10 protein-coding genes are annotated in these 14,338 nt (G+C 44.2%); 4 read left to right on the plus strand and 6 right to left on the minus strand.

The features are described from left to right. Window positions 1–2: 2 nt before the first annotated feature. From AC0VYA_RS19455 to AC0VYA_RS19470, 4 genes are all read right to left on the minus strand, one after another. Window positions 3–2,219 (minus strand): hypothetical protein, encoded by a 2,217-nt coding sequence (locus tag AC0VYA_RS19455; protein WP_475489372.1) that lies wholly within the window; start codon window positions 2,217–2,219, stop codon window positions 3–5. After that, window positions 2,212–3,807, minus strand: a complete 1,596-nt coding sequence (locus AC0VYA_RS19460; RefSeq protein ID WP_475489373.1) for a site-specific integrase — start codon at window positions 3,805–3,807, stop codon at window positions 2,212–2,214. The genes AC0VYA_RS19455 and AC0VYA_RS19460 overlap by 8 nt, the downstream gene beginning before the upstream one ends. Further along, window positions 3,794–5,137: a tyrosine-type recombinase/integrase gene (locus tag AC0VYA_RS19465; RefSeq protein ID WP_475489374.1), complete on the minus strand. Its 1,344-nt coding sequence runs from the start codon at window positions 5,135–5,137 to the stop codon at window positions 3,794–3,796. The genes AC0VYA_RS19460 and AC0VYA_RS19465 overlap by 14 nt, the downstream gene beginning before the upstream one ends. Before the next feature lie 149 nt (window positions 5,138–5,286). Next, complete coding sequence (locus AC0VYA_RS19470) at window positions 5,287–6,684, minus strand: PhoH family protein (RefSeq protein ID WP_011576538.1); 1,398 nt, start codon at window positions 6,682–6,684, stop codon at window positions 5,287–5,289. Window positions 6,685–7,034: 350 nt separating this feature from the next. Here AC0VYA_RS19470 and rapA point away from each other — a divergent pair, with 350 nt between their 5' ends. The 4 genes from rapA to AC0VYA_RS19490 all read left to right on the plus strand — a co-directional run bounded on the left by rapA (window position 7,035) and on the right by AC0VYA_RS19490 (window position 12,074). Continuing rightward, window positions 7,035–9,866 (plus strand): RNA polymerase-associated protein RapA, encoded by a 2,832-nt coding sequence (gene rapA / locus AC0VYA_RS19475; protein ID WP_475489375.1) that lies wholly within the window; start codon window positions 7,035–7,037, stop codon window positions 9,864–9,866. Between the two features lie 14 nt (window positions 9,867–9,880). Further along, window positions 9,881–10,537 carry a bifunctional tRNA pseudouridine(32) synthase/23S rRNA pseudouridine(746) synthase RluA gene (gene rluA, locus AC0VYA_RS19480; RefSeq protein ID WP_475489376.1) on the plus strand — a complete coding sequence of 219 codons (657 nt, stop codon included), beginning with the start codon at window positions 9,881–9,883 and terminating at the stop codon, window positions 10,535–10,537. A gap of 69 nt (window positions 10,538–10,606) precedes the next feature. Then, window positions 10,607–11,587, plus strand: a complete 981-nt coding sequence (locus tag AC0VYA_RS19485; protein ID WP_475489377.1) for a DUF3530 family protein — start codon at window positions 10,607–10,609, stop codon at window positions 11,585–11,587. A gap of 154 nt (window positions 11,588–11,741) precedes the next feature. Further along, entirely contained in the window at window positions 11,742–12,074 is a 333-nt protein-coding gene (locus AC0VYA_RS19490; protein ID WP_011576542.1) for a hypothetical protein, read from the plus strand. 10 nt (window positions 12,075–12,084) lie between these two features. On the opposite strand, the gene AC0VYA_RS19495 is transcribed toward AC0VYA_RS19490, so the two are convergent. Together AC0VYA_RS19495 and AC0VYA_RS19500 are read right to left on the minus strand one after the other, a co-directional pair. Further along, on the minus strand, window positions 12,085–13,338 hold the full coding sequence (locus tag AC0VYA_RS19495) for an AmpG family muropeptide MFS transporter (protein ID WP_011576543.1): 1,254 nt from the start codon (window positions 13,336–13,338) through the stop codon (window positions 12,085–12,087). 46 nt (window positions 13,339–13,384) lie between these two features. Further along, window positions 13,385–14,335, minus strand: a complete 951-nt coding sequence (locus AC0VYA_RS19500) for a GGDEF domain-containing protein (RefSeq protein ID WP_475489378.1) — start codon at window positions 14,333–14,335, stop codon at window positions 13,385–13,387. Window positions 14,336–14,338 lie beyond the last annotated feature (3 nt).

Consider the following 14,338-nt stretch of genomic DNA (forward strand, 5'->3'; position numbering starts at 1 on the left):
CTTTATTCCTCCATATCAGATAGTGCCAGCGCTGTTAGGTCGAAGGTCGGAATGACATTTTGTTCACCGATATTTAGCGAGCGTTTAACAGGCGAGGGATCTAGCTCGTCTGGAATCCTAACAGGCGCTCCATCAGGTCTATTAGGGTCTTCAAGTATAGTAATAATGGTTTTTATCTTAGTAAGTTTAAATCCTGTTGAGGTTACCCACCTATCTGCGCCAAATACATTATCTCCCGATTTAGCTATCGCATCCTCTAGCTGCTCCCCATATAGCTTCTCTAGGTTTTTCAGCTCTTCAAGTGTATTTGGTAGTCCCTTAAGACAAACATGATCGCTACAGACCACACAATCGCCATTTTTAACGCAGGGGCTTTCTGCGTAGTTGTGAACACAGAAACCTACTCCTGTAAACTGTGCAACCCCCTCTCTCTTTACCCCCAATGAGTTAAGTGAAACAGGCAATCCCAAGTCATGCAGTACGATTGGAGGTGGTGGGTTTTCAGAGGTGTGGGACGCGAGCAACTGATTAGCTTGCGCAACAGTCATCACTCCTTCATTTGTAGAGACGTGACCGATACGTTTGGTCAACCGAGACTTTTGCTCCTGAGTTCTTCCATCATAAGTCTTGTTTTGCTTCACATCAGCTCGACCTGACCACTTCGCAATAAGCCAATCTTCCTCTCCAGCTAACATTAATTTCGTGTTTAGCCAATGCCGGAATTGGTGGGTAGTTAAAACCAATGGCGTTCCATCTTCATCGGTGATCCCTAGTTCCTCAAAGATTGTTTCCATGCCCTCAGACTTCCTACCAAAGGCGTTAGAGAAAGAACCGTGAGTCGCACGCACCCAAGAAAACAATCTGGTATTATAGTCCTTATGAAACTCATTTTCTCTAATGAACGTAAGACTATCCCAGGCTTTGATGTCACCACATACATTTGGAAAAGTCGTATTTTTATACCGTTCGTCAACAACAACACGAAGGTCATGCAGGCAGGGTACTTTAATGTAAGCCCCCGACCGCTTATGGGTAAATCTGTTTACCACTTCATTGTCTGACGTTAAAGTTCCCCTCTTTAACAACTCCTTTCTCCAGTCGGATACGTTGTTAAGATTGCTAATTAAATTGTTCCATACTTTACTGCTGATATGCACCCAGTTGATTGGGTTACCCTTCGGATCGATTCCTGTTGCTAGACCGATTGCATTTGCGAACTGGTCATACGTTAGCGGTTTGTCTTGAGGTAAATTATCAGGTGTAATGCTCTGGTCGTGGGGCATATACACACCTGGATTTTCGTGAGCAAATTTAGCCGCCGCCCTAGCTGGTGCTGATATTTCAACAAGTCTTTTAAATGCTTGCTGGACAACATTCTCTAGTTGTTTCGGTATCCATTTTCTAACTGGGTCGCCACCTTTAGCGGGCTGCCACATCAAGTACCATCGCCCTTTGTCGCTCTTTTGGAGTGAATTAACTGTCAGCCCACTTAGTTCAGCCGCCCTACTTGGCTGACACATTAGCATGACCATAATGCTTGTGTAGAATTTTTGTCGTGGCGTTGTCGCACGACGAAATGCCTCCGCGACTTGCATCATTTGATAATCAGACGGGCATTTTTCCATCCGCAAATTTCGAGACTCATCGTCCAGCTTGTTCCATCTATTGGTTGAATGAAAAGGATTTTTCCAGCTTTGGAGATCCAATTTAAACCGCTTTTCTTTAATGAATTGCAGCACTCTTTCTATTGAATCACCGCAAGTACGGCGGGCAGTATCTGCACGATAATGTTTTGCAATTAATTCTTCAGCACGATTAATCACAGTGTTATTAATATCCATGATATCGATTGTGGGCTTATTATTTTGTTCGGCGTTTTCCGCTAGCGCTTGATATAACCAGGTAAAGCCTTTATGAAAACCGATAGACCTCTTGGGGTTTATCGATTGCTGATAGCACACATAGGCTTTAGCAAAATCAGCAAATTGAGGTGAAAAAGGAGTATGTTTACCTCCACCAATAAATACACCAAAAACAAAGCTAATCTTTTTTCCTGTGTGCGTTTCGATTGACCATCTATCACATTCCCAACCTTTTTTACCATCATGTTCCTGGTCAACAAACCACGTCAGATTATTCTTGGCGAATGCGATAAAGCCATCGTAATTCCGTCTACAGTCCAGTTTGTGTCTCGGATTGAAAGTCAATATATTAGACATCAAACGCGCCCTCTTTAGTTAATTCCTCCTTACGCTCTTCACAGCGCTGAATCACTATTTTAATTGCATCGATACTCCTATTCTGACCTTGCATTACGAACTCACTGGCACCGAGTTTTCGTTTGTAGTCACGTTCTGCCAGGATACTTTCCAATACTTTTTCATGATTAGCATTAAGCCAAGGTTGAAACTTATTGCATGTATAACAATGGATCGCCCCACTTGCGCAGAACCCAAATTCACCGCAGTTTCCAACTGTTTCGGTGTCATTATTGATACGACTTCTTGGATCGTTGGCACGAATAGCATCCTTCTCACTGTCTATGAGAGTGCCGGAAAATGCCTGGGCAAGCGGCACGAGACTCGAAGCAAGCGCTTCATCAATCCTATCTGCTATTTCCTCTTTAAATTCAGTATAGACTCCAACGTACGCTGTACTTGCATGGGCTAACTCCTCGGCAATAGCGATGTCGCTCGCACCTTGTATAGCCATGTTGGTTGCATGGGTATAGCGGAATCGACGTGGGTTAATGTGCAAGTCACCAGGTTGACCATCAATTATGATTCGCGACGTTTTCAACGGACATAAGCGTGCAAGACGCCTCATCATACTAGTAACTTCGCTACTTCTCTTGCAGTATAAGTCTGGGGTAATGCACTGTTTTCGGAGGAAATCCTCAAAGCTATTGCAATCCGATAGTGCTGACTTATGGATGAATAATGGGATTGTTTGACGATGTTCAGTGTCGAGCTGCACGCTAAAGTGCTCCTCAACCTTTTTAATACTGAGCTTAGCTTGCGCTGTCAACACCAACACCAAGTCTTCACTAACATCCTCTTTCAAGCTAAATGAACCTCTGAACGGCTCTTTACGCTTTTTGGCATTAGGCAATTTCAGATCAAAGTGAGCCATATCATCTTCAGTTCGTGTAACTAAATCCCCACAATACAGGTGTGTGAGCTGTACAGGCCGCGCCCCCGTTTGCTGCAAAACCATGATGAACGCATAGTCGGTCAGTGAAATTAACTTTTCGGTGTACGCATCCACATACCAATTAATAAAAGCGACTTGCTCATCAAAGTTATACGCACCGCTGTAAGGACAACCGACAGCGACGGCCTTACCTGTTTCGTTGCCTGAAAGTTTAAGGGAGTTGAGTAAATCTACAGCCTTCTTGTCTACTCCCTTGATACCTTTGTCATGCCAATCTAGCAAGAACGAACGTATGTAGCCTAACTTGTACTCTGTTTTCTTAGTCAGAGTTGCTTTGAAATTTATTATATGTGCTTCGCCTAACTTTATAGTTACGCCAGTGTCGAACAGATTTCTAGAAAAGTTAAAAAGTTGGTGTGCATATGAAGATGAAAACTCAGAAGCATAATCCGCCAAGGCCAGTTTGAAATTATTTTCAAACTTTGGATCTAAACTCAGCGAAGCTAACAGTTTAAAGTTGACTGATTTGTTAGCATCTAACTGCCAGACGTCATCGTGAATATCAAACTCATAATTAGCTTTACTTAATCGCTTATCTGACTTTTGTTTGGCTTTTCCTGTCCCAGTAATCTTTCTTACATTAGCAACCATCATTCCCCCTTTCAGCCTTGTGCTTCAACTTCGAATGCATCTTTTGGCGTATCTCGTTAGCTTGTTTTCTTGCTGTTCTTTTCAGATAAATGCGACCTGACTCAAGTGATGAATGCCCATTCAACTCCGCTCGAATCTCAAGCTCTCGCTGCTCAGTAATCATATTTTCGTGGGAGTATTGCTTAGCTTCTTCATGCCACCCAGCCTGCTCTAGGCGCTTCACCTCTGCCCTGACCGTTTTTCTCTCTTCATCGATACGTGCTGATAGTTGGTCATTGAAGAAGTGTCGGTAGCTGTGCGGTGTGATCCCCCAGAAGCGTTCGGGGTTGACTGACTTAATTCGATTAAATAGGGCGTTTACTGTATGTTGTACGATGGGTTGCCCAGACTCATAGCTTCCCTTTTTGCTCTTGTGTCCTACGAAAATGAATGGATGGGTTTTAGCAACCTTAGTTTGGCCGCGATATTGCTTAATGTAGATATGAATTAGTTCCCGTAACTCTTTTGAAATAGGGATGCCTCTTCCAAGCGTCTTCGGCGTTGGCTCTTTTATGCGCGGATCGTCCTTGCTGTCATGTCGTCGCTCAATCATAAGCCTAGGGTCACTTAAATCAGAGCCGATGTCACCAATTCGAAGGGCTAATAACTCACTACGGCGCAATCCCGTCTCATATAGCGTTTGGACGATTAGATAGTTGCGGAATCTAACATCCAGATCTTTAAACGGATTGTACTTCGAATACGGTCTTGCCACTGAGACGAAATCTTCAAAAGCATCATCGGTGATACCCGTTTTATCCAACTTTGCCTTATTCAACCTGCCTTTCGGTAACCCACTTTTGAAACGCTTCTTCATCTGTTCTAACTCATCAAGCAGGCTCGCCGCAGACGGTTTACTTTTGACCCGTTCTTGCCCAATGAAATGCAAAAACTCAGCAATGTGCGCAATACGGGCGATGTACTGTGTTTCCCCTATTGTGGGCTTATCTGTTGTTTTAGATAGGTGAAATTGCCCTATATCAACCACATTAATTGCAGGCTTCTCTGTAAAGGCTTTCACTTGATAGGTGCAGTGCTCTCTCAGGTCATTAATATCATCACGACTTGGTACTTTACCGCTATATATTTCCTCCAGAAGATTCCTGTCGTTAATTGCTTCCCAAAGCTTTAGATGCTTAATATCATTAAGGTACTGCTCTATTGTTGTTGCAGCGTGATTCATTCTAAGTTTCTGCGTAACAAAGTGCGTTACCCAGAAGTCAGGAACACCATCATCCCCTAACAAGAAAACATAGCGTTCCCCACTTTTAAATTTCTTGACTGAAATTCCCATAGCCCACTAACTTTTAAACATTTTATTTTGTTAAAAATTAATATAGCCAACCTCGACAGTTTTTCAACATTCATTTCAAAAGAAACAAAAAAGACTATGAAAAACATGACATTACAATCAAAATTCTACATTTTTAAATTTATTGTACCCTAGAGCTGTTCTTCTGCGAACTCTGCTAAGCGACTACGTACTACTCCGTCTAAGTTAATCGTGGCACTACCTGAGAAGTTTTTAAACTTCTCAACTATGTAGGTCAAACCAGAGGTGACCGCGCTTAAATAGTTGCTGTCTATTTGCGCTAAGTTACCACTGCAAATGAGCTTAGTGCCCTCTCCGCAACGGGTGATAATGGTTTTAAGCTGTGAGGCTGTTAAGTTTTGCGATTCATCTAAAATAACAATGGCGTTTTGGATGCTTCGCCCACGCATAAAGTTAACCGATTTAAACTGAATATTGGCTTTTTCCATGATGTAACTCATGGAGCCTTTGACGTTTTCATCATTCTTGTGTAGCACTTCTAAAGAGTCCGTAATGGCCGCTAACCAGGGGGCCATTTTTTCCTCTTCCGTGCCTGGTAAAAAGCCTATAGATTCCGCTATCTCCGGTGTGCTGCGAGTAACAATGATCTTATCATACATGTTCTTCTCAACTACCATTTCAAGGGCGGCGGCCAGTGCCAGCAAGGTTTTACCGCTACCTGCAGGCCCAGTTAAGATCACCAAATCTATATGTGGGTCCAGCAAAGAGTGAAACGCCATGGCTTGGCCGATATTCTTTGGGGTAATTCCCCACGCTCGTCGGCCCATTAAGCGCTCGTAGCCCAAATCGAGTACGTCAATTTCTGTTTCTGACACGGATTCAACCAAACCTGCGAAGTGTTCAGTATCATCCAGTAAATACTCGTTCACATAGGCCTCTGGCAAGACCTCTCGGGCGAGAGTGTGAATGGTATCACGACCTTCTGAACGGCTATCTACTGCGGTAACTTCGTTCCAGAAATCCCCATTAAAACGATGAAAACCTTTAGATAAATATTTGATATCACTAACTAATTGATCCGTTCGGTAGTCTTCAACATGAGCTAAACCTGCTCCTTTAGCTTTTAAGCGCATGTTGATATCTTTTGTCACCAAGGTAACAAGCCTAGGGCTACATTGCCCCTGTAGATGCAGTGCAGTGTTAATAATACGATTGTCGTTTTCATCACTGGTGAACACGTGCTGATCCGCTGGCAATGCGTGGTCGACAAAGATCGACAAACTGCCTGTTGGCGCATTATCACCTACGCCAATTCCTTGCATGCTAACGCCTGCCATTAACTGCTCTGGTGTGGCGTCGTGAAGTAAGTCTTCCATTGCGCGAATGGACACTCGAGCATCACGGGCGACATCTTTTTTGCTGTCTTTGATGTAATCGAGCTCTTCGAGGACAGTCATTGGGACGACTACGTCATGCTCTTTGAAAGATAGAAATGCGAGGGGTTCGTGTAGGAGGATATTGGTATCGAGTACGTAAATTCTTGTGTCTAACGCTTTTTTTTCTGGCATTCGTCACTCCATTTGAATAAAAGGCACTGCAAAACAAATCACCCATAAACAGCCAATCAGGTATATCACTCAGCTGCTATTGGCCATCTGTTAGTGAAACAATAAACCACTTTTGTTCCTTATTCATCTACTTTTATTATATGGCGTTTATGCCATCACTTAGTTTAAAACCCGCCCGCAGGAACATAGATTATTAGGAATGGGCTTGGGTTAACGACTTTTATGCACAATATGTTTATATCAAGGTGGATTGACCTCCATCCCTAGGCACTATTGGTATACAATGCGCGCCGAAATTATTCCGCCTGCATCAAAAGTTCAGTTATGCATACACTGTTGGGAGACACTCTATGGCGCAAAAACACTCATTCGCACTTGGTCAACGTTGGTTAAGCGATACCCAAACAGAACTCGGCTTAGGGACTGTGGTATCCGTTGATAATCGCGCTGTCAGTTTGTTATTCCCTGCCACGGGAGACAGTCGAGTGTATGCCAAGCAAAGTGCTCCACTAACCCGCATTACATTTGGTGAGGGCGACAATATTACCAGCCACGAAGGTTGGGATATGAAGATCACTAACGTTAGTGAACATAACGAAATGTTGACCTATACCGGTATTCGCCATGACACCGAAGAAGAAGTGTTGTTGAAAGAAACTTTTATTGATCATCATTTTCAGCTAAACCAGCCAGAAAAACGCTTGTTTGCAGGACAATTTGACCACCCCAAGTGGTTTGATTTACGCGAGCAATGTTTGAATCACCAATATAGCCACAGTACGTCATCATTATTGGGCTTTGTGGGGGCCCGGGTTGACTTGATCCCTCACCAATTGCACATAGCAGCAGAAGTGGGCCGTCGTTTTGCACCTCGAGTGTTACTTGCTGATGAAGTAGGTCTAGGTAAAACCATTGAAGCTGCGTTGATTATCCATCAGCAATTGCTTACTGCCCGTGCTGAGCGCGTGTTAATTGTAGTGCCTTCAAGCTTGGTGCATCAATGGTTGGTCGAGATGCTGCGCCGGGTGAACCTCGCGTTTTCCATTTTCGATGAAGAGCGCTGCAGCGCCATGGCTGGTGAAAGTGGTAACCCGTTCGAATCTGAGCAGCTGATTATTTGTAGTTTAGACTTTTTAACCCACAACAGCAGCTATTACGAGTTAGCCATGCAAGCTCCATGGGATTTAATGGTGGTTGATGAAGCCCATCACCTGATTTGGAGTGAAGGCCAGCCGTCTCAAGAGTACCAAGTAGTGCAAGGTTTAGCCCAAGTCACCAAAGGGGTGTTACTGTTAACCGCCACGCCTGACCAACTTGGCCATGAAAGTCACTTTGCACGGCTGCGCTTGCTCGACCCAGCTCGCTTTCACGATTACCACAGCTTCGTAAAAGAAGAGCAGCAATACAGTACTTTAGCTCAAGCTATTTCTCCTTTGATGTCAGGTGATGCCTTAAGCGCGGATAACATTGCCGCTATTGAAGCCTTCGCTAAAGACGAAGATCTAGGTGACATCAATGCTATGTCTGCTAGGCAAAAAACGCAGTTACTACATAATTTACTCGACAGACACGGTACAGGCCGTTTGCTTTTCAGAAACAGCCGCGCTGGCGTTAGTGGCTTCCCTGATCGTAAATTGTATAGCTACAGCCTAGAACAGCCAGAAGAGTATATTGCCGCTCAAGATGAAGATCCAACCAACTTGTCGTTGCATTTAACACCAGAGCGCAACCCAGATATGGTCAACAGCTGGTTCAATATCGACCCAAGAGTGGACTGGTTTATTGATAAACTACAAGAGCTTAAAGGCGAGAAAGTTCTCACTATTTGTGCCAACGCAGGGACCGCATTGCAGTTAGCTGAAGTACTGCGGGTAAAAGCCGGTACTCGGGCAACAGTGTTCCATGAAGGCATGGGCATAGTAGAGCGCGACAAAGCCGCAAACTACTTTGCACAAACCGAAGAAGGCGCGCAGGTGTTAATTTGCAGTGAAATCGGCAGTGAAGGGCGTAACTTTCAATTTGCTCACCACTTGGTGTTATTTGATTTACCCCAAGTACCAGATTTGCTTGAGCAGCGTATCGGTCGTCTTGATCGTATCGGTCAAACCCACGATGTGTGCATTCATGTGCCTTATTTTGATATGAGCGCCCAACAAGTACTACTTGACTGGTATCACCAGGGTCTGAATGCGTTTGAGCATACTTGCCCTACAGGCATGACGGTGTACGAGGAAACCCAAGAGTTACTGCATAGCTGCTTGATGTTCCCAACCGACTTTGCAGCGAGCGAGAACTTAATTAACCAAACCGCAAGTTTGCACAGACAACTCAAAGAGCGGTTAGAACAAGGGCGTGACAAACTGCTTGAGCTTAACTCGTCAGGTAAAGGCCGAGTGGAAAAGCTGCAAAAAGAAATACTCGCCGCAGAAGACTCACCCACCCTTGAGCTGTTTATGACACGCTTATTTGACACCCTTGGCCTTGCCCAAGAGGATAAAGACGAAAGTTGTTATATCCTTCGGCCCACTGAAACCATGGTAGCGACCTTACCCGGCCTAGATGAAGAAGGCATGACCATTACCTACGAACGCACCACCGCGACCCGTTTGGAGCATGTGAACTTCTTTAGCTGGGACCACCCCATGGTGCAACATGCCATGGAGACCGTCACTACAGAGATCACAGGTAAGAGCTCGGTAGCATTGGGAGAGGATAAATCCTTACCCGCTGGCGCATACTGGCTAGAGTGCTTGTTTGTGTTATCGGGTAAAGCTGAAAAATCATTGCAACTTGATCGCTTCTTGCCCCCCACGCCTATAAAAATTTGTGTTGATACCACTAACAGTGTGGTTGAAAAACAATTTACTAAGCTGGACAAAGTACGCGGTAAAATGGGTAATCAATTGATTAAAGCGTTGACGCCTCAATTAACCAAAGCTTTAGCTGTAGCGCAAAGTCAAGGTGAAGCCGACGCGGAAAAAGTCCGCAAGCAGTGTCAAAAGCAAATGAAATCCTTGCTGGGCGGTGAGCTAAAACGTATGCAAAGCTTACAGAAAGTGAACCCGTCAATTCGCGATGAAGAAATTGCTCACCTGCAGCAACAAATCGACGACTTGAAACTGGTTATTAGCGAAGCACGGGTGAATCTTGAAGCCATTAGACTGATAGTGAACAACCCCTAGGAAGAACCGAGTTTATGGCCATAGTCAATTATGCGCCGCCCACGCGGCCATATTTACAGATTGTGTTTAAGGATGAATATGTGTTGGTACTCAATAAACCAAGTGGTTTATTGACTGTACCGGGCAAGGCCCTAGAGCATAAAGACAGCTTAGAATTGCGGGTGCAGCGGGTTTATCCTACTGCCCGTATTGTTCATCGTTTAGACATGGCCACATCAGGTTTATTAGTCATGGCCCTTGATAAAGACACTCATCGTCAACTATCAAAGCAGTTTGAACTGCGTCAAACACGTAAAACCTATATCGCCAGAGTATTTGGTCAAGTCAATGGCGAAAGGGGTAGTGTCGATTTGCCGCTAATATGTGATTGGCCTAACAGGCCTAAACAAATGGTCTGTCAGCAAAGAGGCAAACCGTCATTAACTCATTGGCGCGTTTTAGAGCGAAATGACGACACGACGCGAATGGAATTAACGCCAGTAACAGGGCGCTCCCATCAACTAAGAGTACACATGTTGAGCTTAGGGCATCCTATCTTAGGGGATCGTCTGTATGCTCACTCTGCCGCGTTGGCCATGGCTAACAGGCTAAAATTGCACGCTCAAACCTTGGGTTTTACCCACCCTGCGACGAACGCGTCAGTGGATTTTCACGCCCCAGTTCCTTTTTAATGTCGCCTTTACTAAAGTTCCTCTATTTCGCGCCCGATAACAGGCTATGGCGAGGGAAATTTGGTTTCTATGAACATCTCATTTTTTAACAGATCCAAGATATTTTTGGATGACATCTGCATACCTGCCCTTCACGCTTTCATGCACAACGTTGCGTTAGGTTGCATGCTGCTTGTACCAAGCATGACAAGCGCCAGCACCCTGACAGATGTACAACGTCAATTGTTCCCCGACAAGGCTAAAATTCTACAAGCGAATAACAAGCCTACGGTAATCATTGAGTCACAAAACACCACATCCAACTTAAATGGCGTCGCCATATTAGTTGGCGAAACAGGCCGCCCTCCTTCGAGTCAGCAAAACTTAGCCATGCTTACCCAATATCTCAATGATTTAGGTTGGGTGACTATGCAAATAACGCCGCCAACAATTGGGTTTGAGCCCGATTTGGCCGATGAAAAAACGACCGCACCAGATTCTCAATCTCAAGAGTCGGCGACTGACGAATCGCAAGATAATACAGCAAATGATGAAACCGAGGCCGCGCAGGAAACGCCTACCCCAGCTAATAGCTCACCTGCATCCCCTCAGTATCAGTTACACCAGATAAGCAATGGACACTTCTTGCAACATGAACAAGAGCTACGGGGATTGATGCAGGCGGCAATGGCTAGGGCTCAGAGTTACTCTGGTTTTAGACTCATTATCGCCCAAGGCACTAGCGCCGCTTGGTTGATAAAGATATATGCTGAAAAACAAATTCCCAGCCCTGATGCCCTAGTGACAATCAGTCCTTTTTGGCCCCAGCGCAACTTGAATGCGCTCATTGCGAATTACACAGCAGTGACAGAAATGCCATTACTCGATATTTATAGTCCTCAAGATAATAATTGGAGTTTAATGAGTGCAACTCAACGCGGAATTGATGCCAGCAAACATCTAAAACTGGACTATCGACAGCGACAACTCACCAACACATTTAACACCTTTTCAGACAGCGCGTTTGTGAGTAAAGAAATATACGGCTGGTTGCATTATTTAGGCTGGTGAGGCGAGAAATACATTGTAGTACTCGGATAAAACATTCTTTATTTCAAAAAGATAGCTTAAATCTGCCGCATTTTTTGGGTAAAGACCAAACATAATCACTATAAAACACTATACTTTTGTCTAGTTCGACTTATTGATACGAGGGTATTAGGCAGTGATAAGTGTACAAAAGTTTTTAAATGTTAAGTCTCAGCAACTCGCATATTTTGTTCGAGCCTTCTGGAACAACCGCATAGTTTACAAAGAATTAGACTTGTATTTCTGGGATACGATGGAGGAATGGTCTCAAGTCAGCCATTTAGCGGATCAACCAAGTTCGCAGCAGGAGCGCGTGTTTTGGTATGTGCTTCACCAGTTACATTTTTGGCCAGAAAAAACCTTACGAGAAGACTCCAATTTACGCAGTGATTTAGACTTATGCGTTAACTTCTTAGAAAGCGAAGATGAGTATCCATTTCCTTATGAATATTTAGGCTCACGACCTTAACGGATTACCGTTATGGTTGTGTTTCCTCGCTTTTAATTGCATTCCATGGTGCTATTTTTAGCAGCATTAACATTCCTGGAATAGCGCACACAAAACAGATAATAAAAAACTGGGTGTAACCCACCGCTTCGATAACATAACCTGTCGTGGCGCTTACAAATGTGCGTGGCACCGCCGCAATACTTGAAAACAAAGCGAACTGTGTAGCAGTAAAATGGCGATTAGTCGATTTAGCCATAAACGCGATAAGCGCTACGGAGCCCAGCCCAACGCCAAAATATTCAAAGCCACTAGCAATCGCCAACACAAGATGGTTATACCCCACCATGGATAACATGACGTAACCCAAAATAGATATCAATTGAAACACGCCAAACACCCACAAGCTTCGATTGATACCCAGTTTGATCATGGCTACCCCCCCAAGAATTGTCCCCGCTGTTGCTCCAATAGTTTTGGCTATTTTCGCAATTGAGCCTATTTCTACCGTGGAAAACCCCATATCTAGAAAGAATGGCGTTTCTAGGGCGGTGGCCATACTGTCGCCTAGTTTATAAAACATGATAAACAGTAAGATAAGTACCGCTTGCTGCCAACCTTGACGCTGAAAAAACTCCACAAAAGGCTCTACCACCGCTGAGCGCAGTGTCTGTGGTTCGTCCCCTGCTTTGGATGTTTCGTTAATCATTAGCGTGGTCACTAGACCGACCAACATAAATACAGCAATGCTCATATGCGCCACTGACCAAGGATAGAAGCCCGCTAAAATCATCGCTAACGAACCGGGTACAAATGAAGAGATGCGATACGCCTGAGCATAAAAGCCGTTCCCAGCTCCCAATTCATCGTCCGGTAGTAATTCTCGGCGATAGGCATCAATAACAATATCTTGGCTGGCGCTGAAAAAAGCGATAGCCGCGACAATCACTATAATATGGCTGATGTCTGTTGCAGGGTCATAAAAAGACAACATACTCATCAACACAATCAGCGCCACTTGGGTAATGAACATCCAGCCTCGTCGCCTGCCGAGCATAGGTACCACGAAGCGGTCCATGACTGGGGACCAGATAAATTTCCAAGTGTAAGGAAACAGGACGAGATTAATCAAGCCGATAGTAGACAAATCAATGTCAGCTGAGCGAAGCCAAGCTGGCACAAATTGAATCAATAAATAAAGGGGAAGACCGGAGGAAAAACCAGTGCAAATACAAATAAGCATGCGCTTATTTAACAACGCCTGGCGTAACGTTTTATTATTCATAACAACTAGATATTCTTTTAATTATACTCTGACTTAAGCGTTTACTTTAAGCAATAATCACCCGATTACGGCCGCTAATTTTCGCTTGATATAGGGCTTTATCAGCACTTTCTAGCCACTGTATATGTTGTTCAAATACAGGGGAAAATTGCGCTATTCCTAGGCTGACTGTAAAGGAAATAGTCTGTTGTTCATACTCAATTTTGAGATTTTCCACAGTCTCTCTGATACGTTGAGCAAGAACCATGACATTTTGTGAGGCAGTATCGGGTAATAAAATTGTAAATTCTTCACCGCCATAACGGCCACAGATATCTGTTTCTCTTGTAACATCCTCGATCAGCTTTGCGAGTTGGCGTATCACTTCATCGCCCGCAGGGTGACCATAGTTATCATTGATTTTTTTAAAATTATCTATGTCTAACATGATGACTGACGACTGACTCGGCTTACGCAAATTTCGTTTAAATTCGCGACTAAATTGCTCTTCCCAATAGCGGCGGTTAAAAATGCCTGTTAGACCATCTATTCGGCTTAATCGCTGCAACTCACTGTTGAGTTCATCAACTGCCTGCTTACTTACAGCCTGATCGGTTACGTCATACACCACGATACACACTTGTTCTACTTGCCCCGATAAAGAGGCCAATGGAAATATGGTGATGTTTTGGTACATAAACTTAGAGGGTGAAGTAATAGGTCGATTAGCCCCAAACCGAAAAAGAAAAGGGCGCTGTTCCCAGATAACAAAAACCGGGCTTTTCATGGAAAAAACAGGTTCGACCTTGGCCCTTAGCCAAGTTTCGTCGATTTCAGGAAAGTGCGTAAATAGAGATGTACCTCGGATCGTACTCGGCGCGATATTGCTGTGGTTCTCCATAAACAAGTTCCACACCATTACCAGAAATTCCCTGTCAACCACCACTATGCCTACTTCAATGGAGCCAAGTAAATCGTGCTTCCAATGCATTTCAGCTAACTCTTTCATATCTTGCACTGA

Source organism: Paraglaciecola sp. QJM3NY_14 (assembly GCF_056173245.1).